This is a genomic window from Limnothrix sp. FACHB-1083, from assembly GCF_014696485.1.
Taxonomy (GTDB): domain Bacteria; phylum Cyanobacteriota; class Cyanobacteriia; order CACIAM-69d; family CACIAM-69d; genus CACIAM-69d.
Map to the genome: position 1 here is coordinate 215,919 of NZ_JACJQD010000008.1, position 20,978 is coordinate 236,896.

General features: G+C 55.0%; 12 protein-coding genes. 6 read left to right on the top strand and 6 right to left on the bottom strand.

From position 1 onward, the window contains the following. Positions 1-39 precede the first annotated feature (39 nt). Complete coding sequence (locus H6F46_RS12335; RefSeq protein WP_190354860.1) at positions 40-3,390, top strand: HEAT repeat domain-containing protein; 3,351 nt, start codon at positions 40-42, stop codon at positions 3,388-3,390. Between the two features lie 319 nt (positions 3,391-3,709). Here H6F46_RS12335 and H6F46_RS12340 read toward each other — a convergent pair whose 3' ends face one another. Next, positions 3,710-4,945 carry an LL-diaminopimelate aminotransferase gene (locus tag H6F46_RS12340; RefSeq protein WP_190354859.1) on the bottom strand — a complete coding sequence of 412 codons (1,236 nt, stop codon included), beginning with the start codon at positions 4,943-4,945 and terminating at the stop codon, positions 3,710-3,712. Between the two features lie 171 nt (positions 4,946-5,116). On the opposite strand from H6F46_RS12340, the gene H6F46_RS12345 reads away from it, so the two are divergent. The 3 genes from H6F46_RS12345 to H6F46_RS19880 all read left to right on the top strand — a co-directional run bounded on the left by H6F46_RS12345 (position 5,117) and on the right by H6F46_RS19880 (position 9,736). Beyond that, complete coding sequence (locus H6F46_RS12345; RefSeq protein ID WP_190355022.1) at positions 5,117-5,965, top strand: DUF1350 family protein; 849 nt, start codon at positions 5,117-5,119, stop codon at positions 5,963-5,965. A gap of 312 nt (positions 5,966-6,277) precedes the next feature. Continuing rightward, positions 6,278-7,057 (top strand): nucleotide exchange factor GrpE, encoded by a 780-nt coding sequence (gene grpE / locus H6F46_RS12350; protein WP_190405005.1) that lies wholly within the window; start codon positions 6,278-6,280, stop codon positions 7,055-7,057. Positions 7,058-7,828: 771 nt separating this feature from the next. Further along, the gene (locus tag H6F46_RS19880) at positions 7,829-9,736 is read left to right on the top strand and encodes a bifunctional diguanylate cyclase/phosphodiesterase (protein WP_190354858.1); all 1,908 of its coding nucleotides are present in this window, start codon (positions 7,829-7,831) and stop codon (positions 9,734-9,736) included. A 31-nt stretch (positions 9,737-9,767) separates the two neighbouring features. Here H6F46_RS19880 and H6F46_RS12360 read toward each other — a convergent pair whose 3' ends face one another. After that, positions 9,768-10,583 carry a DUF2993 domain-containing protein gene (locus H6F46_RS12360; RefSeq protein WP_242026280.1) on the bottom strand — a complete coding sequence of 272 codons (816 nt, stop codon included), beginning with the start codon at positions 10,581-10,583 and terminating at the stop codon, positions 9,768-9,770. A 797-nt stretch (positions 10,584-11,380) separates the two neighbouring features. Continuing rightward, positions 11,381-12,130 carry an alpha/beta fold hydrolase gene (locus tag H6F46_RS12365; RefSeq protein WP_347278317.1) on the bottom strand — a complete coding sequence of 250 codons (750 nt, stop codon included), beginning with the start codon at positions 12,128-12,130 and terminating at the stop codon, positions 11,381-11,383. A gap of 1,524 nt (positions 12,131-13,654) precedes the next feature. Between H6F46_RS12365 and H6F46_RS12370 the strand changes: the two genes are divergently transcribed. After that, positions 13,655-15,964: a bifunctional diguanylate cyclase/phosphodiesterase gene (locus tag H6F46_RS12370; RefSeq protein WP_190354855.1), complete on the top strand. Its 2,310-nt coding sequence runs from the start codon at positions 13,655-13,657 to the stop codon at positions 15,962-15,964. Between the two features lie 131 nt (positions 15,965-16,095). On the opposite strand, the gene H6F46_RS12375 is transcribed toward H6F46_RS12370, so the two are convergent. Beyond that, positions 16,096-17,007 (bottom strand): LD-carboxypeptidase, encoded by a 912-nt coding sequence (locus H6F46_RS12375; RefSeq protein WP_242027925.1) that lies wholly within the window; start codon positions 17,005-17,007, stop codon positions 16,096-16,098. Positions 17,008-17,345: 338 nt separating this feature from the next. Between H6F46_RS12375 and ftsH3 the strand changes: the two genes are divergently transcribed. Continuing rightward, on the top strand, positions 17,346-19,184 hold the full coding sequence (gene ftsH3, locus H6F46_RS12380) for an ATP-dependent zinc metalloprotease FtsH3 (protein WP_099534429.1): 1,839 nt from the start codon (positions 17,346-17,348) through the stop codon (positions 19,182-19,184). 305 nt (positions 19,185-19,489) lie between these two features. On the opposite strand, the gene msrB is transcribed toward ftsH3, so the two are convergent. Together msrB and H6F46_RS12390 are read right to left on the bottom strand one after the other, a co-directional pair. Then, positions 19,490-19,885 carry a peptide-methionine (R)-S-oxide reductase MsrB gene (gene msrB, locus H6F46_RS12385; protein ID WP_099534448.1) on the bottom strand — a complete coding sequence of 132 codons (396 nt, stop codon included), beginning with the start codon at positions 19,883-19,885 and terminating at the stop codon, positions 19,490-19,492. 201 nt (positions 19,886-20,086) lie between these two features. After that, the gene (locus tag H6F46_RS12390) at positions 20,087-20,866 is read right to left on the bottom strand and encodes an MlaE family lipid ABC transporter permease subunit (protein WP_190354853.1); all 780 of its coding nucleotides are present in this window, start codon (positions 20,864-20,866) and stop codon (positions 20,087-20,089) included. Positions 20,867-20,978 lie beyond the last annotated feature (112 nt).

Sequence of the window (20,978 nt, forward strand, 5' to 3'; positions counted from 1 at the left end):
GCATAATTGATGCAGCCAATCATCCTTTGTGAGACTCCGATGGTGGACTGGTTAGTAATCTGGGGCGTGACGCAGACGGTGGGGTTTGTCTTTGGCGCAGTGATGGAAGATCTGGCCAAGGACACGCTCAAAGATTACGTCAAGGATTTTTTTAAGGGGCGGTTGCAAGGACTAGTTGATCGCTTTGGGTCTGACTCGCTGGAAACGGAGACGGGCAAAGCGATTAAAGGCTTTTTGGACTTGGTGCAGCGAGAGCTTGAAGATTGCTGTGATGATGAGTTGGAGCGGGTTCAGGCTTATGCCGAATCGCTGAAGCGGTTGATTGCTGATCCGGCGGTGGCGGGGGTGTTGGGGAGCGTGTTCACGGATGGGGGGCAAGTTGATCCGGTGGTTTGGGCCGATCGCTGGTTAGCCCTGAGGCTCCAGCCCTTGCCCCCAGAATTTAATTGGCAAAAAATCGCCAAACGCTATCAGAAATACACCCGCGAGTTGATTGGGGCGGATGAGAAATTGCGGGCGATCGCCCAGTTCGAGCTGGTGGCGGAAACCCGTGATTTGGTTCGCGGCTCGCTGGGGCCGATCGTGGATTTTGACCTGTTGGCCTATGCGCGATCGCTCCAAACCGATCATGAGGTTTTGCCACTCGACCAGTTGGCCACCGATGGGGGAGCCTATTCGGTGAAGCTGTGGCAAGTGTTTTTGCCGCAACGGGCGCGGGAATGTGGGGAATATTTGCCGCAACTGGACAAAGCACCCAAGGAATTGCTGCGGCAATATGGCTTGCTGAAGGAAGAACTCGACGAAAACCAGCAGGAGCGATTACGGGATCTCTATCGCAACCAAGCGCCGCAATCCGTGGTGGAATTGGTCAAAAATCCGAACATGAATTTGTTCGTGATTTTGGGCGATCCGGGTTCAGGAAAATCCACGTTGCTCAAATATTTGGCGTTGGATTGGGCGACCTATGAAAACGAGCTATTTAAAACCAATCACACCCAGCCTTCGGATCAGTTGCTGTTGCGGCCGTTGCCCTTGTTTGTGGAGTTACGGAAATTATCGCGCCAAGCGTCCTTGGATGTTTTGGACTATTTCCATGCAGGCAATGTCTTGGATCGGTTGAATAAATCCCAGTTGCATGACTGGTTGAGCGCTGGGCGGGTGCTGCTGCTCTTTGATGGATTGGATGAGGTGTTTGAACCGGCGCGGCGAGATGAAGTGATTCGGGAAATTTGCCGATTAGCGCATGACTATCCTGCGGCCAAAATCATTGTGACATCGCGGGTTTATGGATACCAAAACTATGCGCGATCGCTCACGAATCACGGGTTTCGGCATTGGTTGCTCGAAGAATTCGATGATCAGCAAATCAAGGATTTTTGCGATCGCTGGCATCAGGAAACCTTTGGAGACGGCCAACAAGCCGATTGCGATCGCTGTCGAGACCGGATGAGCGCCGCGATCGCCCGAGGGCGCACGATTCGGGAGTTGGCGGGCAATCCGTTGATGCTGACGATGATGTGTATTTTGAATCGCAAATCGCGGCTACCGGATGAGCGATTGGAGTTCTATCGCCAAGCCACGGATCTGTTGCTGCGGGACTGGGATGTGGAGCACAAAAAGCTGCCCGATCGCTGTCAGGATATTCAGCTCACCCTGAATCAAAAGCAAAAAATTGTGCGTCAGGTGGCGTTCTTTTTGCAGAATACCGATGGCGGCTTGAAGGGTAATTTAATTGCTCAAGCGGATTTGCAAGCGATCGTGGCGGATTATTTACGCACCTTGTCGCTGCCCAATCCCGAGGGTTGGGCTGAAGCGTTGATTGATGCCTTGCGGGTGCGAAATTTCACGCTTTGTTCAGCAGGGACAGGCTATTACGCTTTTGTGCATCGCACCTTTTTGGAATATTTCTGTGCGACAGAGATTTGGGAGCGGTTTAATCAACGGGATTCAGGCAGCCAAAATGCCATTTCAACGGATGATTTGATTCACACTATCTTCGGGCAGCACTGGAATGATGATGCCTGGCGAGAAGTGTTGATTTTGTTGGCAAGTCAGTTGCCCATTGGGTTTGCGAAACAGGCGATCGCTTCATTGGTGCAACTGGATCACGCGACCAGTGAAAAAGCTGATTTTGCCAATCTCTTTTTGGCGGCGGACTGTTTGGCGGAGTTGCCGGAGCGATCGGCGATTGCTGAGTTGGATCGGGATCTGTTGCAACGGCTGCGATCGTTGACTACGTGGGGGCAACTTCAGAAGGATCATATTCAAAAAGGTTCTGACTGCAATCGGAGAATTTGGAATGTGCGAACGAAGTCGGTTAAGTATATTGCTCGGCATTGGTCAGATGATCCCGGTACTCTGCCCCTGCTAAAAGAACAACTACACGACCTTGGAGGATGGACTATCAAAGAAGTCGTGGTTGAGTATATTGCCCAACATTGGGCCGATGACCCTAATACCTTACCAACACTCAAAGAGTGGGTATGTAATGAGCAGAATTTGACTGTGCGACAATTAGCTGTACAAACAATCGCCCACTACTGGTCAAATCATCCCGACACATTACCAATGATCAAAGAATGGATGTGTGACGAGAAGGATTGGGATGTGAGGTTTGGAGCAGTAGTTGTAATCGCCCAGCATTGGTCAAATGATCCCGATACCTTACCCATGCTTAAGGAGCGAGCGGAGATAGATCAAAGTGAAGAGATACGAGAAGCGGCAGTAGAGGCAGTTATTCAAAACTGGGTGAATGATCTGGATATTTTGGCATGGCTCAAAGAGCGAGCGAAGGTTGATGATAGTAGTGACGTGCGCCAAACCATAATGGATGCCATTATACAATTTTGGAAAGATGATCCCGATACACTATCCTGGCTCAAAGAACAAGCAAAGCCTGAGCCGAATTGGGGTGGATGGTATGTAGCAATGGATGCGATTATCAATCACTGGGGAGATCATCCTGATACCTTACCTTGGCTTAAAGAACAGGTGTATTCTGAGAAGGAGTCAGGTATACAATATGTAGCAGTGAAGGTAATTGCAAAACACTGGAAAGACAGTCCTGATACCTTAGCCCTTCTCAAGAAATGGGTGCAAACTAATAAAAACTGGTTTGTTCGACAAGCAGCAGTGGAAGCGATCACCCAGCATTGGCCAGATGATCCTAGTACGCTCAAGTTACTTGATAAAGTTGCTATCCAAGATCCATTTCAAAGATCTCGACAATACGAAAGAAACCCGCGGAAAACAGCCCTTGAGGGCTTGCTAGAAATTGTGCCCAAGAATCCTCTAGTGATTGACTTGCTACGCGATCGCGCTGCCAATGACCCCGACGATCTCTTACGCCAATGGGCAACCGAACAACTCGCCAATATCGATCCTCAGTAGGTTGGGCTGCGGCACGAAACCCAACAACAGTCAGTGCTGTATTGATCGCGTTGGGTTGAGTCTTGCGAAACCCAACCTACAGGACTACGCCTCTGGGAAACTATCAATTTTGCCTGAAATTACCCTGTATCCTCAACGGATTCCAGGCGATCGGGTAGGGGCGCAACGCTTGCGCCTGCAGCAATTTCGACCGAAACCAGTGAGGCGATCGATGGGTCATTTAGTTGATATGAATCGGCATGATTGATCGATTGGTGATTCATGTCGATCGAGGGCGCACATCGGTGCGCCCCTACGAGTGATGACCCGGTTTCAGCGATTAGGCTTTGAAGGTTTCCACGATCCGGCGCGTGGCTTCTTCCACGTTCGCCCGGCTGTTGAACGCCGAAATGCGGAAATAGCCTTCGCCCGCTGCGCCGAAGCCCGAACCCGGTGTGCCCACCACGTTGCAGGTGTGCAGCAACTTATCAAAGAAATCCCAGCTCGACAGGCCGTTCGGCGTTTTCACCCACACATAGGGCGCGTTGATGCCGCCATAGACCGCCAAACCCGCTTCGGTCAGCTTCTCGCGGATGATTTGGGCGTTTTCCAGATAGAAGCTCACCAGGGCTTTGGTTTGGGCTTGCCCCTCGGGTGAGTAGACCGCCTCGGCCCCGCGCTGGACGATGTAGGACACGCCGTTGAACTTGGTGGATTGGCGACGGTTCCACAGGCTCCAGAGATCCACGCCCGTGCCGTCGGCGGTTTGGCCCTTGAGGGTCTTGGGCACAACGGTCAAGGCGCAGCGTGTTCCGGTGAAGCCGGCATTTTTGGAGAAGGAGCGGAACTCGATCGCACAGTCGCGAGCCCCTTCAATTTCAAAAATCGAGTGGGGAATCGCCGGATCGGTGATGAAGGCTTCGTAGGCGGCATCGAAAAAGATGATCGAGCCGTGGCTGCGGGCGTAATCGACCCAGGCTTGCAGGTGTTCGCGGGTGGCGACGGATCCGGTGGGGTTGTTGGGGAAGCAGAGATAAATCAGATCGACTTTTTCGCTGGGGATTTGGGCGGTGAAGTCGTTTTCGGCGGAAATTGGCAGGTAAACCAAGCCGCCATATTCGCCCCGATCGTTCGCGTCGCCCGTGTGACCCGCCATCACGTTGGTGTCCACATAGACCGGATAGACGGGATCGGTGACGGCGATCGTGTTGTCGTTGCCGAAGATGTCCAGAATGTTGCCACAGTCGCACTTGGAGCCGTCGGAGATGAAGATTTCCGAGGCATCAATATCGCAGCCGCGCGCTTGGAAGTCGTGCTGGGCGATCGCCTCGCGCAACCAAGCGTAGCCCTGCTCGGGGCCGTAGCCTTTGAAGCTGCCCCGATCGCCCATGTCGTTGACCGCGTTGATCATGGCGGTGCGGCAGGCTTCCGGCAGCGGCTCGGTCACGTCGCCAATGCCCAAGCGGATAATCGGCGCGTCGGGATGCTCGGCGGCGAAGGCGTTCACCCGGCGGGCGATTTCGGGAAACAGATAACCGGCTTTTAGCTTCAGGTAGTTGTCGTTAATTCTGGCCATGGTTTGCCCCTGGGGGTTGCGAAAATCCCAAGAATTTTGGTGTCTAACCAGCCTACGGCCCTGGCGGGATCTTCTGGCGATCGGGGGCAGAAAATCCCGCCGAAACCCCGCTCCATAAGCAAAGCGCTACAATGCCAAGGGTTTAATCAACAGAGCGAACGTGGGCGATCGATGGCGGGACAGGCAGCACAGTGGCGTGAATTAAACGGAGCTTGGGTGCTGATCCCGGCGAATCCACTAGGGGTGATTCATTTCCTGGGCGGGGCCTTTGTGGGCGCGGCTCCCCAGTTCACCTACCGCTGGTTGCTGGAGCGGCTGGCCAATCGCGGTTACGGAACGATCGCCACGCCCTTTGTCAATTCTGGGTTTGACCATGAGGCGATCGCGGAGGATGCGCTGATTCGGTTCGATCGCGCCATCGATTGGCTTTATCGCCATGGTCAACTGCGGCGGCGATCGATCCCGGTCTATGGTCTGGGCCACAGCATGGGCTGCAAGCTACATTTGCTCATTGGCAGCATCTTTGAGGTGGAGCGGGCCGGCAATGCGCTGATGGCCTTCAATAATTATTCGGCACAACGGGCAATTCCCCTGTTCGATCGCTTCGGCCCCGTTCTGGAGTCGATTAACCGCGCTGTGCCTGGGGCTGTTCCGGCTGATGTGTTTGATAAGCGGCTGAATGCGGAATTCACCCCCTCGCCTACGGAAACGGAGCAATTGATCGCCGCCCAATACGGGATTCGTCGCAATTTGCTCATTCGTTTTGCCACCGATGATCTGGATCAGTCGAGCCGATTGGCTCCCATTTTGCAACGACGCTTTCCCGGCTGGTTAGCCTTGCAGGAGTTACCGGGAAATCACCTCACCCCTTTGGGCCAGGATATTCAGTGGAAAACCGGCGGCGCGTTCAGCCCCCTCGACGCGATCGGGCAATGGGCCAAGCAAGAAATTTTTTATCGCGATCTAAATCGCCTCAGCCAAGAATTGCTGCGTTGGCTGAATCCGTTTGAATCGGCCTGAATCGGATTGCATCGGCTTAGGATGAGCAGCCGCTTATCCTAGGCCTTGGCATGGGGACGGGCTTTGGCATGGGGATGGGCTGAGGATGGGCAGCCAGCGATCGAGGATCTCCGGCTCAGGCCGCTAGCCGGTTGAAAGCTGAAATATTGCAAGTTGAAATATTGCAAGTTGAAATGTTGAAAGCTGCAATGTTGCAAGTTGCAATGTAAAGGATGGCGCTTTGCGTTGGGTGGTTCAGCGGCTTTCGGGGGTGCTTTCGCTCATTCTGGTAGGATATGGGTGAAATCCGCTCCTGAGCTTGCAACTAGCCCATTGGCTAGGGCCAGCGCCAGGGAAGAGCGAAAGGGACAGGGCCCTTGTTTGGAGCAATTGGCGGCCCATCGGGGCCCAAGTAAAGGACTCAAGCAAAAGTACGAGAAGTTAATGAGCGATCGGGAGCGGTTGCTGAAACGTTGGATGGTGACGGCCAAGGTGCGCAGTTGGCGAGCCTTGGCGGATGCCGCACAGGTTTCTATGTATCAGGTGCGATTGTTGCGGCAAGGCAATTTAGATCGCTTGCGCCTCGATGCGATCGGGCGGATTGCCAAAGCCTTGAACGTCACCCCGATCGATCTGTTGGGCATGGCGAACAATGCCGACAACACCAAGCCCGCCTCCGACCAATCCCCGGCCCAGCGGTTGGCTCCTGATGTTCATGCGGCCGAGTTGGTGCAGCTTCAGCAGGAATATCACCGGCTGAAAACTCGCCTGGAAAGCGAACGAGAGCAACTGTTGGCGGAATTCCAGCGATCGAGCTTGCAAATTCTGGAACCTTGGCTGCTGAATTGGTATAAGGCCGTTGCCGCCGCCCAGCACAATCCCCACATTCCCGCCACCAATCTCTTGCCCCTGTTGCGGCCGCTGGATCAGTTGCTGGAACATTGGGCCGTTGAACAAATTGCCCCGATCGGGGAAGAAGTGGTCTATGACCCCCAATGGCATCAATTAGCCTGGGGTCATGCTCAACCGGGCGATCGCGTCAAAGTAACCATGCCCGGTTTTCGTCATCAGGGCCGTTTGCTGCATCGGGCCCAGGTCAGCATCGTGCAGTGATCCCATAGTTGATCGTGGGCTGATCACAGACCCATTGGCGGCTGATCTCGGGGCTGTTTTGCCCTGAATGAGTGGGCATTTAGCAATGATCCCAGTACCATTTTTGAGTGACTTCATCGTGACCCCGTGGTGATCCAAAGCACTCCAAATCGTTGCAACTGTCCGCATTACCAACGCTCGATCGCGCTCTTGCGCCCCCCTGGTCACTTATCGGAAGCCCTCGGAGGCTGCTTCCAATCAGCGCGAATCTGCGTTAGAGTTTGACTGTCAGGGTGTCAGTCTTTTGATGTTCGTGCAATGTTTGGTATCTCAGCGGCTAGCAGGTATGCCGATTGTCATAGGCTGGCTAAGAAATGCTGATGAATAATTCACTTAGTGAGCTGGACAACCCGCATACCTGCTAGCCTGAGTTTCCAGAATCGGGTGCTGCCGTGGAGCTGTTATCACTCCCGCTCAATCAGCGTCAGTTCCATCCCTTGGCCTCCAGTTCATGGAACTCTCATTCATTCGCTGTTAACTCGCTGTTAACAATGCAAACCTTGGGCGATCGCCCCGGGAATTCTCTGTGGTGGTTTACCCGGGCCCAGGGGGCGGTTGTGGGGAAATGAGTGCAGCCGGATGGTCACGACACCAGCAACGACCGGTGCCCCATAGACGACCGGTAACCTCTAAATTATCCAGAGGACTCACTGGGTGGGTTGCGATTAATCTTTAATCCCCATCTGCTCTTGGTACAACGACTGACGTGGCAAATTCTGAGGGCGCTCTCGCGTGGCTGACTCCCTTCAACCTTCCTATGGTTCTGTGTCTCCAGGAAATAACCATCGGTTTGAGTCTTTGCTGGCCAATGCCAGTGACATCATCGTCATCCTTGATCAGCAAGGGACGTTTTGCTACGTTAGCCCTTCGGCCGAGCGGATTTTAGGATATTCCCCCCAGGAGGCAGTTAACCATCACCTCAGCACCTTCGTTCATGAGGATGATGTGCAGGTGGTGTTGCAAACCCTGTTGCGTTCCCTGGCGGAACCGGGGTTGAGTCAGCCCCCCGTTCGTTACCGTGTGCGCCACCGCAATGGGGACTGGAATTTGCTGGAGGCGGTCACGACCAATTTGTTGGATGATCCGTCGGTGCGGGGGGTGGTGGTGAACTGCCACGACATCACGGCCCATGAGCAGGCGGAAAGCTGGCTGCGATATCACGCGCTTTATGACCCATTGACGGCGCTGCCCAATCGGCGGGCCTTGGCGGAGCGGGTGCAGTCATTGCTCGATCGAGAGCAATTGGATTTTGCGCTGTTGTTGCTGGATGTGGATCGCTTCAAGCTGGTGAACAGTAGCCACGGCCACGGCACGGGCGATCGCCTGTTGCAAATGATTGCTCGGCGGCTGGTTTCGGCCTTGCCTCAGCAGGGGATGGTGGCCCGGTTGGGCGGGGATGAGTTTGTGGTGCTGGTGGAGCAGGTACGGCAGTTGGAAACAGCCGAGGCTGTGACCCAGCGGGTTCATGCGGCGCTCAGTGATCCATTCACGATCGATGAGATGGAGATCTTTGCCAGCGCCAGTGTGGGGGTGGTGTTTAGCCGCACGGGGCCGGGCAAACCAGCCTATCGCCACGCGGAGGAACTGCTGCGCGATGCGGATATTGCGATGTATCGGGCAAAGACCCTACGCCAGAGCCAATCGGTGGTGTTTGATCCCAGTATGCGCGATCGGGCGGTGGCGCGCTTGCAACTGGAAAATCAACTTTGGCGGGCGATCGAGCGGGGGGAACTGGAACCCTACTATCAACCGATCATTTGCTTGGCAACCGGGGAAGTGAAGGCCTTTGAGGCGCTGATCCGGTGGCATCACCCGCAACGGGGCCTGATTTCTCCGGCGGAATTTGTGCCGATCGCGGAAGAAAGCGGGGTGATCAGCCAAATTGGGGAATGGGTGCTAGAAATGACCTGTCGCCACCTGCGCTACTGGAACTCGGGCTTGCGGGCCGGGCGACCGATCACCGTGGCGGTGAACCTGTCGGTGCAACAGTTGGCCCAACCCAACCTGGCTCAGCACATGCGATCGATCTGTGTCCGAGAGGAAATTGATCCCAGTTGGATTGGGTTTGAGATTACCGAAAGCATGATGCTCGATCGCGAAGATACGATCGCTGCCACCTTGGCTGAGTTTCGGGAATTGGGCTTTCGACTCAGCATTGATGACTTTGGCACGGGCTATTCGTCCCTGAGTCGTTTGCATCAACTGCCGATCGATACGCTGAAGATTGATCGCGCCTTTGTGGCCCCGATCGAGTCCGATGGGCGCAACGTGGCGATCGCCCGCACCATTTTGGCCTTGGCAGAGAGCCTGAACATGAACGTGGTGGCCGAGGGCATCGAAACTTCCGCCCAAGCCCGTGAGCTACGCACCTTGGGTTGCCAATATGGCCAAGGCTATTGGTTTTCGCCGCCGGTCAGCGGTTCCGGAGTGGCCAGCTTGCTGAATCATCGGTTCAACCTCGTTGAAGGAATCGCCGCGCCCCCCATTTCCCGCCTTGGTGCGGCCCCAGATTACCCGGACTATGGCGACTACCGGCAAGATTATTCAGAAAACTGCGAAGACTGCGAAGACTGTGAAGACTACAGAGACGATTTTGCAGAGGATTATTCGGATTATCCGGTGAACTCCCAAGCCCCCTAGGGTTACCCCTTCGGCTAAAGCTCCTAGGCCACTAGGCCACCAATCCCGGAGTTGTCGTTTCCGGCACATGATTCACCTGGGCCCAACCGCTAAATACCAATTGTTGGCCGCGGGTTTCGATCGTGTTGATGCGCAGGGTCACCCCATCCAGATTGAAGCGATCGAGATCCACCAACTGATCCAAAACTTTGCCTAGCCGCTCACTGGCCGAGGCCGCCAGAGCGATCGCTGCTTCGCCCAGAGCCGCGCGATCGGGCAAACCATCGGGATCAAATTGGCAATTCAAAAACCGCAACCGCCGACGGCGCTCAATGCCCAAGGTCGCTTGCAGGGCGATCGGCACCGGTTGATCGGCCCCAAAACAAGCCTGGGCGCTGAGGGCAATTCGATTGCTGGCCAGCAATCGCACCTGAATCGATTGGAACGAAACGCTTTCAGCCTTGGCCAGCCCGCTCCCGGGCAAGTCCTGCCAATCCTGGAGCGGCAAATTTTCCAAATGTTGAACCACCAAGGGAGCCGTGAACGCCCGGTTGATATCCTCTTCCAGCAACACCACCTTCGCGATCGCCTGGGTGGGTTGACGCAGCAACAACCGCCCCTGCAACAGGCCCGCAAAGTCGATCGACACCGCATCGGTCTCGAATTCCATGGCCTCTGTGCGGAAGGCATGGCGGATCACCAGCCCCGAGCCGGACATCTGGAAGCGATCGACCTGGCCTTGCAGCAACTTGATCTGAGGTGTACATTCCACCCGCACCTCCACCCGATCGCTCGCGGTGAACAGGTGGCGGATGACCTGAGTAGCCACAACACTCAGCAACTGTTCGCCCCAGTCGGCACTTGGCATACTCGAAAACCTAGTTATCGATCCAAACATCATTTCAGCCAGCGATCAGTCGTTGGGATCTTGCACCGGGGAACTGCCATCAACCACGCATCACCCATGGCATTTTTCAGTTTCCTGCCCGATTCGCAGACCACTTGGGGTTGATTACTTGGATTCAGCGGTCTTTGTTAAGAATCTTTTAAAATTATTATGACAGAACGTGACGAAAAACAACACATTCCTTAAATTGCCCAATCAAAAATACTGGCGCTGACCGTTCTTACGGCTCAAAATTTTGGTCATTATTTCAATATTTGGTAGTCCAGTTAACAATTGTTTCCTGAAGTTTTGATTATTCCATTGGCCTTAAATTTGAATTTTATTTCAGAAATTTTTGAATCAGCACTCGCTTCAGGCTTACTTCAGTGCTCATTTTCCAAGAATCAAAATCCTGAGCAAAGTCCTGAGATCGAGTTTTTTCGATTGTAGTCACGGAATTTCGTATTGGATTTAATATCAGAAAAAACAATCAATGGCATCAATAAAGACAATATTATAAATTCCATGCAATTTCCATAAAAGCAATTCGAATGGTTGATTTTGGCACGGTCAAGGGCGAGCCATCTCTTAATAGCCTGGCCTCAGTCTTTGGGCCGATTTGCCTTTTCAACTTTCAGCTTTCAACGGGCAGCCAACAAGCTGCCACAGCCTCGCTCACAACTGCTCCAAACGGGGCCATAGGATACGGCACAAATTCAGCCCCATGCAGCACAAGCTCAGCAAATTCCCAACCCGATCGCCCTTGAAGCACAGGAAATTTAGGCAGGAAGCTGCTCAAAGAAAGTGGCAATTTCTTGAAATGCCTGATCGCGATCATAGTCCAGCGTCAGGATATGGTCTGATTTTTCCAGCCAGCAGAGACGCTTGGACGAGGAACCCAGGGATTGAAAAAGATACAGTGCGCCTTGAGGATTCACCACCCGATCGCGCTTCGGTTGCACAATCAGCGTCGGAACCGTAATTTCCCCTAACCGGGGCCGCACTTGTTGAATCAGTGCCAACGCACTCTGCACAGCACCCAGATGGAAGGAGCGATAGGGCGCTACTCGATCGGCCGCCGCCCGTCCTTCCGGATCCGCAATGGCCAAGGCCGATCGGGGCACTTCCTTCAGCAGCGGATAAACCCAAGGCAACAACTGTTCCGCCGAGGGCAACCAGGCCGCAGGGCGAACAATTGCCATAAACGGACTCAGCAGCACCAACCCCCCGATCGATCGCTGGAGGGCTAGCCGCAACGCCAAGGGACAGCCCGTGGAAAATCCGACCACCACCACCTGAGCATGGGACTGAGCCAGGCGATCGAACGCCGTCTCCGCCGCCTGATACCAATCTTCCCAGCGGGAATTGGGCATTTTTGGGCCCGGTTGGTCATGGCCCGGATAGGCGATCGCCTCCACTGTCCATCCCAAATTCAACAACAACGGTGCTAACGGTCGCATTTCATAGGGCCCACCCCCCAAGCCATGCAAACAAAGCACCGCCCGCGAGCGATCGGGTGTGGCAACCACTTGAAAGGGCTGATTATCTAACGTTGCGAACGAAAAGGGGAAACCCGACTGATTCGACATGGTTGAAGTTTGATCGTTAGCAGCAGTCTTGCACTATTATTCTCGGGGCTGATGAACTTTTGTCCCCAAACGCTTCCAACAATAGTCTGCCTCAAAATTGGGTTGCTTCTCCGCAGCGGCAACTGCCCCCCACCCAAGCCTTGTCAATCCCCAAAACCCAATCAAAGCTCGAGAAATTTCTAGATTGAGGCCATATGGGATTAAGTTTTGATCAAATATCAAATAAAAATCAAACAAATACTAAATCAAGACTTAATCAGTATTCAATTCAACTGCAATTGGATCGATTCTCAGTTAATTTGCAGTCAATTTTTGATTAATCTCTAATCAATATCTAGTCAGCTTTAAAGCAATTTAAAAGTAACTTTGAAGCAATTGTAATTCACGAAATCTTATTGCAAAATTAATCAAATCTTGATAGAGTATTGTCATAAATTCTATAAATTTCCAGTAAAGACCTAAGAAAAGCCCCATGAAAGCTCAATAAAAATTAGACAAAAACAAAAAAGTATCATAATCGCGTTAATATAAAAGATTAATCTGAGACATCAAAATCGGGTAGATCACTTCGGGATTTTTGTTGATCTCAGTGTTTTTTCCTGAAGTAGTCAAGATTTTTTGCTGATCTTACTTAGGATCCCTCTAGCCATGCGTCATCTAAAGTCATGATCCCAACCGATCGACCATGACCCTTGAATTGAAATCGTAACGCTCCGCCACAAAGAAGACAATCCTGATTGGAGACTGAATAAACAGAAGATCTATTTCAGCCTATTAACCATGATCATTAAAAGATTCACAGGGTTTTAGACTAGGCTTTGGAGGATAGGACGACACCCTAAGATACTTTCGCGTTGAAAAGTGGCTTAGGTGTGACCTGTCTGGAATGGGCTGACCCGATCAAATGATCAAATGGTCGCTTTCGGTGTGGGGGAAGCGACTTGGGATGGGCTGGAGGCGCTTGGCGGGAACATTTAGAGGAGCGTGGCGTAAATCAACGTAAATCAAGGGGTTAACGAAAGGAATGATCGCGCGGCCGCCTTTTCTTGAATTGGGTTTGTCGATTACGATCGCATCAAAATCGTTACTCTCAAACCACCATTACCCTCACCCAGCCCCAGTGCCACCCTAAGACACCGGTTTCGTTAGCCGGGCCCAAACTCTCTACCTCAACCCCGGAGAGGCGACTGGCTCCCAGCTAGCCATCACAAACCCTAGACAGCCTTTGATCCATCATTGCCATGGCTCAAAACCCATTTGCTATTCTGCGCCCGAAGGCACTGAGCTGAGGTTTCAGCAACCCCCTTTCGTTAGGATCACCATCGAATGCTCATCAAGGTTGGGCGGTGGCTGCTGTCATGATTTCGTCAGGCGATCGCCCGCTAATGCTCAAAACAGAACCAATTTGAGCAGTTTAATCAAACGTTTAACTCAATGAAGACTGGGTAGGATGTGATCGATCGAATGGAGGCGGAAGTCGAGCTACAGCGTCAATACTGGCGATCGAAACTGTTCGCAGAAATCGCCCTCAAAATTCACCAGTCATCACGGGTGGATACGATCCTGCAAACCATGGTCACGGAAGTGCAGCGGATGTTGCAGTGCGATCGGGTCTTGGTTTACCAATTCGATGCACAGCGGCAAGGCTCCTTTGTGGTGGAGGCTACCGGCAATGGCCCCTATTCCCTGTTGGGCAAAACCGTTTCCGACCCCTGCTTCACGACCCACTATCACCAGAAATATCTTGAAGGGCGCACCTCGGCCATTGACGATGTGGAAACCGCTCGGATTTCGGTTTGCCATCGCCAACTGCTGCGCCAGTTCGGTGTGCAGGCCAATTTGGTCGTACCGATTTTGCAGCCGGTGATTGAGCCAGACCGCTCTCAAAACCGATTGTGGGGACTGCTGTTGGCTCACCATTGCCAGGGGCCGCGCCAGTGGCAACCCTTCGAGCAGGACTTGTTGCAACAAATTGCGGTGCAGGCGGGGGTGGCCTTGGGGCAATCCCAATTGGTGTCGGCTTTGCGGGAAAGTGAGGCGCGGTACGCGTTGGCTGTTCGGGGGGCCAATGACGGGCTGTGGGATTGGGATTTTTTGACCAATCGGGTTTATTTTTCGCCCCGCTGGAAGGCTTTGTTGGGCTACCGCGATTCGGAAGTGGGTGACCAACCCCAGGAATGGCTCGATCGGGTTTATGTGGATGATCAAGCCCAATTGCGAGCGGAGCTAGATGCCCACTTGCAGGGCCGCAGTGACCACTTTGAAAGTGAGCATCGCATTCGCCATGCGGATGGTTCCGTGCGCTGGGTGCTCTGTCGGGGGTTGGCGATTCGGGATGGGCGGGGCCACGTGTTGCGGATGGCGGGATCCTTGGCGGATATCCATGAGCGCAAGTTGGTGGAGTCGCGGTTGCTGCATGACGCGCTCCATGATGCGCTGACGGGGCTGCCCAATCGGGCCCTGTTTATCGATCGATTGGGTCAAACCATGGCGATCGCCCGTCGCCAACGCAATCACCATTTTGCGGTGCTGTTTTTAGATCTCGATCGCTTCAAGGTGGTGAACGATAGTTTGGGTCACCTCTGTGGCGATCGGCTCTTGGTGGAACTGGCGAACCGGTTGCGCACCTGTGTGCGGCCCCAGGATACGGTGGCGCGGCTGGGGGGCGATGAATTTGCCATTTTGCTGACGGATTTGGATCAGCCGGAAATTGCCACCCGCGCCGCCGAGCGGGTGCAGTTGGCCCTGAAGGCTCCCTTTGATGTGGATGGCCACGAATTCACCATCACCACCAGCATTGGCATTGCTTTCGGCACGCCGGAATATGCCCGGCCGGGGGATGTGCTGCGGGATGCGGATTTGGCCATGTATCGGGCGAAGGAGTTGGGCCGAAATTGCTACGCGGCGTTCGATCGCTCCTTCCGCGAGCGGGTGATTGCGCAACTGCACCTGGAGCGCGATTTGCGCCGAGCCATGGAGCGGCAAGAATTTTTCCTGACCTATCAACCGATCGTGGATCTGGCTACGGGCCGGGTTACCAGCCTGGAAGCCCTAGTGCGTTGGCATCATCCCGATCGGGGGTTGGTGAGTCCGGCGGAATTTATCCCCATGGCGGAAGAAACCGGCACGATTATTCCCCTGGGCGAATGGATTTTGCGGGAAGCTTGCCAGCAAATGATGGTTTGGTTACAGGCCATTCCCAGCCTGCGATCGGCCCATGGGTGGGCCGGGCTAAGTGTGAGTGTGAACCTGTCGGCGCGGCAGTTTACCCAGCCCAATTTGGCCCAGTCCATTGAGGGCATTGTGGCGGAAACGGGACTGCCTCCGCAGCACCTGAAGTTGGAAATTACCGAAAGTGTGGTGATGGCGGATGCCAAGACGGCGGAGGCCCTGTTGCGGAAACTGCGCGATCGGGGCATTCAACTGAGTATTGATGACTTTGGCACGGGCTATTCATCCCTCAGCTATTTGCAACGCTTCCCGATCGATACCATCAAGATCGATCGCTCCTTTGTCACCCGCAGCCCAGACCAGGAAAGCAATTGGGCCATTGTTCGGGCAATTATTGCCCTGGCGGAATCCCTGGGGATGGACACGGTGGCGGAAGGGATTGAGACGATCGAGCAGTTGCGGCAGTTGCAATCGATGGACTGTTCCTATGGTCAGGGCTATTGGTTTTCCCGCCCGATCGATGGGGAAGCGACGGGGCAATTGCTGCTGAAAACCTTTGAGTTACCCCGATCGCCCTTGGCCTTGCGGGGCGACGATCGCTAGCCCCCAAAACTCAACCGGGCCCTGCTCCTCAATGGTGATTCAGGATGGAAATCCGATTCGTTGAGCAGTGGGTTCAAGGTGTACTTTGCCCACCCCCTTGGCCCCTTGACTGACCTGCTGGGCACAATTGCCTAGCTCAAGAGTTCCAGCGTGCCCGCCTCCCCATCCAACCGGGCCAGCGTGCCCACGGGCAAGGCCGCATTCGGGGGTTCATGGCCAAAGGGCAACCCGGAAACGATCGGCAGGCCCAAATCTCCCAGCCGATCGCGCAGCACTTCCGCCATGGAGCAACTGGGCCGGTTGGGCGGCGGATCGCAGGCGGTGAAATGGCCGATCGCAATGCCCCCGATCGCCCGCAACAGACCGCTCAAACGCCACTGGGTCAACAGCCGATCGATCCGGTAGGGATATTCCGTCACGTCCTCGATCGCCAAAATGGCCCCTTCCAAAGCGGGCTGCAAAGGCGTATTGAGCAAATTGGCAATCACCGTCAGGTTCCCCGGAAACAGGCGACCCACCACGGCCCCGCCGCCCCAACCCTGGCCCTGAAGCGGTTCCAGGGGCTGACCGGCCAACAGATTAAACAGGCGATCGACCGTCCAGGCCGGTTCCTGGCCCAAGGTGGTGAGCAGGGGCCCATGCACACCCGCCACCCCTTGCCGGGCCAAACTCCACAGCAGAGCCGTAATGTCTGAAAACCCAATCAACCACAGGGGCGATCGCGCTGGGTCAACCATCAGCCCTGCCCCTCGACCGGCAAACAGCGGCCAATCCCAATCCTCCAGCAGTCGGGCCGAACCATAGCCCCCTCGCGCACAGACGATCGCTCGGCAACCGGGATCCGCCAAGGCCGCCGCCAGTTGCGATCGACGTTGGGCATCAGTGCCCGCCAAAAAGCCCGTTTGCGCGTCCCAACCGGCCGCAAACTGCACTCGAAAGCCCCGGTCTTGCCAAATTTCCACCCCCCGGGCGATCGCCGCCGGATCCAAAACCGGCCCACTGGGGGCAATCACCCACACCCGATCGCCCGGCTCCAGCGGCATCGGAAATTGCGTGGCCCTTGGGCCGCCAAATGCCTGCATTCTCCTAATTTCTCCCCAAGTGCTTCAACTTGCTGACGGCTAGACCGGCTAGACCGGCTGGCGGCGACGACCGCATAACCCTGAGTCTGCGGGGCGATCGCGCTGTTACACCCACCAAGCGATTTCGTCCACACCCATCCTGAGTCGGAAATCCGCATAATCGTTAATAGCAGCCATGGCGACGGACTGGAAGCCATTGCGTTAACATTAGTTAACAACCAGTTAATTTTTGAGCTACGGCAAGTACAGCCCTGGCATAACAAACGCCCTGGCAGAACGCCTTTTAGGAGGATGCACCAGTGAATAAACGGTGGAGAAATGCCGGACTCTATGCCCTGTTGGCGATCGTAATCATCGCCCTGGGTACAGCGTTCTTCGATCGACAGCCCCAAACCCGCGAAACCTGGCGCTACAGCCAATTCGTGCAGGAAGTGCAATCTAAAAAGGTTGATCGCGTGCGGATTAGCGCCGATCGCTCCCGGGCCTTGGCCACCACCGAAGACGGCAGCACCGTGTTGGTGAACCTGCCCAACGACCCGGAAATCATCAACATTCTGACCAGCAACAACGTTGATATTTCCGTGCAACCGCCCAGCGACGAAGGCTTCTGGTTCCGGGCCCTGAGCAGCCTGTTCCTGCCGATTCTGCTGTTGGTGGGTTTGTTCTTCCTGTTGCGGCGGGCCCAAGGTGGCGCGGGCAACCCGGCCATGAACTTTGGCAAATCGCGGGCCCGGGTGCAAATGGAACCCCAAACCCAAATCACCTTCAACGACGTGGCCGGCATTGAGCAAGCCAAGTTGGAGCTGACGGAAGTGGTGGACTTCCTGAAAAATGCCGATCGCTTCACCGCCGTGGGTGCAAAGATTCCCAAGGGCGTGCTGCTGGTGGGCCCTCCGGGAACCGGTAAAACCCTGCTGGCGCGGGCTGTGGCTGGCGAAGCGGGTGTGCCCTTCTTCAGCATCTCCGGTTCGGAATTTGTGGAAATGTTCGTGGGTGTGGGTGCGTCCCGCGTGCGCGACCTGTTTGAGCAGGCCAAGCAAAACGCCCCTTGCATTGTGTTCATCGATGAAATCGACGCGGTGGGTCGTCAGCGGGGCGCGGGTCTCGGCGGCGGCAACGACGAGCGCGAACAAACCCTGAACCAATTGCTGACCGAAATGGACGGCTTTGAGGGCAACACGGGGATTATTGTGATTGCGGCCACCAACCGCCCCGACGTGTTGGACGCGGCGCTGATGCGTCCCGGCCGGTTCGATCGCCAAGTGGTGGTCGATCGCCCCGACTTCAACGGCCGCCTGGAAATTCTGGGTGTCCACGCGCGCGGCAAGTCCCTCTCGAAGGATATGGATCTGGAGCGGATTGCTCGCCGCACCCCCGGCTTTACCGGTGCGGATCTGTCGAACTTGCTGAACGAAGCGGCAATTTTGGCCGCCCGTCGCAACTTGACGGAAATTTCGATGGACGAAATCAACGACGCGATCGACCGGATTTTGGCCGGCCCCGAAAAGAAAGATCGCGTGATGAGCGAAAAGCGCAAGACCCTGGTGGCCTACCACGAAGCCGGCCACGCCCTGGTGGGTGCGCTGATGCCCGACTACGACCCCGTGCAAAAAATCAGCATCATCCCGCGCGGTCAGGCCGGCGGTTTGACCTGGTTTGCGCCTAGCGAAGATCGGATGGATTCGGGTCTCTATTCCCGTTCCTATCTGGAAAATCAAATGGCGGTGGCCCTGGGCGGTCGCCTGGCGGAAGAAATCATCTTCGGTGAAGAGGAAGTGACCACGGGCGCTTCCAACGACTTGCAGCAGGTGACCCGTGTGGCACGCCAAATGGTGACCCGCTTTGGCATGAGCGATCGCCTGGGCCCGGTGGCCCTCGGTCGCCAGCAAGGCAACATGTTCCTGGGTCGCGACATTGCCTCCGAGCGCGACTTCTCGGAAGAGACGGCCGCCGCGATCGATGAGGAAGTCCGCAACCTGGTGGATCAGGCCTACCGCCGCGCCAAGCAAGTACTGCAAGAAAACCGCTCCGTGCTCGATCGCCTGGCTCAAATGCTGGTGGAAAAAGAGACCGTTGATGCCCAGGAATTGCAAGACCTGCTGAACGAAAGCGATGTGAAAATGGCCGCGATCGCCTAGATTGCAAACTGCCCTGAAGCGCTGCAATTCAAGGGGGGTGATCACAGGAAATTGACCTGGAAATCACCCCCAAAGTTCAGAATCAGTGTTAAACTTCATGGCCTGAATTCAGCAAAGCTTTCATCTTAAGCAAAATCCCCCACAGTCGATCGATTGCGGGGGATTTTTTCTTAGCTGAAAATGCGATCGAGAAACAAGACCCAAAAACCCGATCAAACCGTTTGATCGAAACCTCAGCGATCACTCAACCACAACGGATGACAATCGATCGCCATTCAAGCTCAATTTGGCCCTTAATCTGGCCCTTAATTTGGCTCAAATTTCAAGGAAGCAGAATTCATGCAATAGCGCAAGCCGGTGGGCGGCGGGCCGTCTTCAAACACATGGCCCAAGTGGGCCCCGCAGTTGGCGCAATGCACTTCGGTGCGGGTCATCCACAGGGTGCGATCGACCTGAGTTTCAATATTTTCCGGGGCGATCGGCTGCCAAAAACTGGGCCAGCCAGTTCCCGAATCATATTTGGTATCTGAAATAAAAAGGGGCGTTCCACAGCAAACGCAGTTGTAGGTTCCGGGAGCCTTGTTATCCCAATGTTCTCCCGTGAACGCGCGTTCTGTGCCATGCTTGCGCGTCACTTGAAACTGTTCCGGAGTCAGTTGCGATTGCCATTCGGCATCGGTTTTTTGAATCTTAAAAGCCATGATCAAGAACGGAATTGGGGGGTTAAAAACGGCGGCTGTTTTGCGCCAGAAATCCCTTCTATTGTGACAGATTTCTTGGGGCGAGCTGACCCGATCGAAAAAGCCCCATCCCGCGCCAGAGATTTCAGGAAAATTGGGATTTTTGATGCAGCGACTGGTGGCCATTCAACCGCACCGATCGACCGCGCCGATTAATTACGCCTAGAGCGTGGGAGCGCTGCGGAACATCAGCCAGGACAAAAAGAAATTGGCAATCAAAATCGCCAGCAAAGAGGTGACCACGGCGGAGGTGGTGGCTTGGCCCACGCCCTTGGCCCCGCCGCTGGTGGTGAGACCCCAACCACAGCCGATCGCGGCAATTAGCCCCCCGAAGCAAGCGCCTTTGATGGCAGCGCAAAACAGATCCCGCACTTCCAAAAAGGTTTTCACAGAATCAAGAAACTCGTAGCGGGTGATGCCAAAGCCCAGTTCCGAAATGGTCAGTCCCGCCAGCATGGCCGCCAGCAACCCCAATTCCGTGAGCAGGGGCAGCATGGTGCAACAGGCCAAAACCCGAGGCACGACTAAATAGTCGATCGGGTCGGTGCGCAACACATAAAGCGCATCGATTTGCTCCGTCACGCGCATCGTGCCAATTTCCGCCGCAAAGGCCGACCCCACCCGCCCGGCCAAAATCACGGCGGCAAAAACCGGCGACAGTTCCCGCGCCATGGCCACTGCCATCACACCCCCGATCGCGGAGGTGGCTCCATATTTGATGAATTCGCGGGCCACCTGGATCGTAAACACCGCCCCGATCGACACGCCGGCCAGCAGCACAATGCCCAAGGAGTCGGGCCCCACCAGGTGCATTTGTTCGATCGTGTTGCGGCGGTGAATTTTGCCACGGCTGAGGTGAACCAGGGTTTGACCACCAATTAGGGCGGCCGCTTGCACGCGCTGGGCCCACCGTCCTAATCGAGAATCCGCAAGATTGGCCATGGGAACGGGCTGGGGAATGGGCGAACTCTTCCTAGTTTAGGGCGACTGTCTGGCTTGGCCATCGATCGCCCGGCCACGCTGATCTCAGGGCGATCGGCCGGGGGCATTGCCT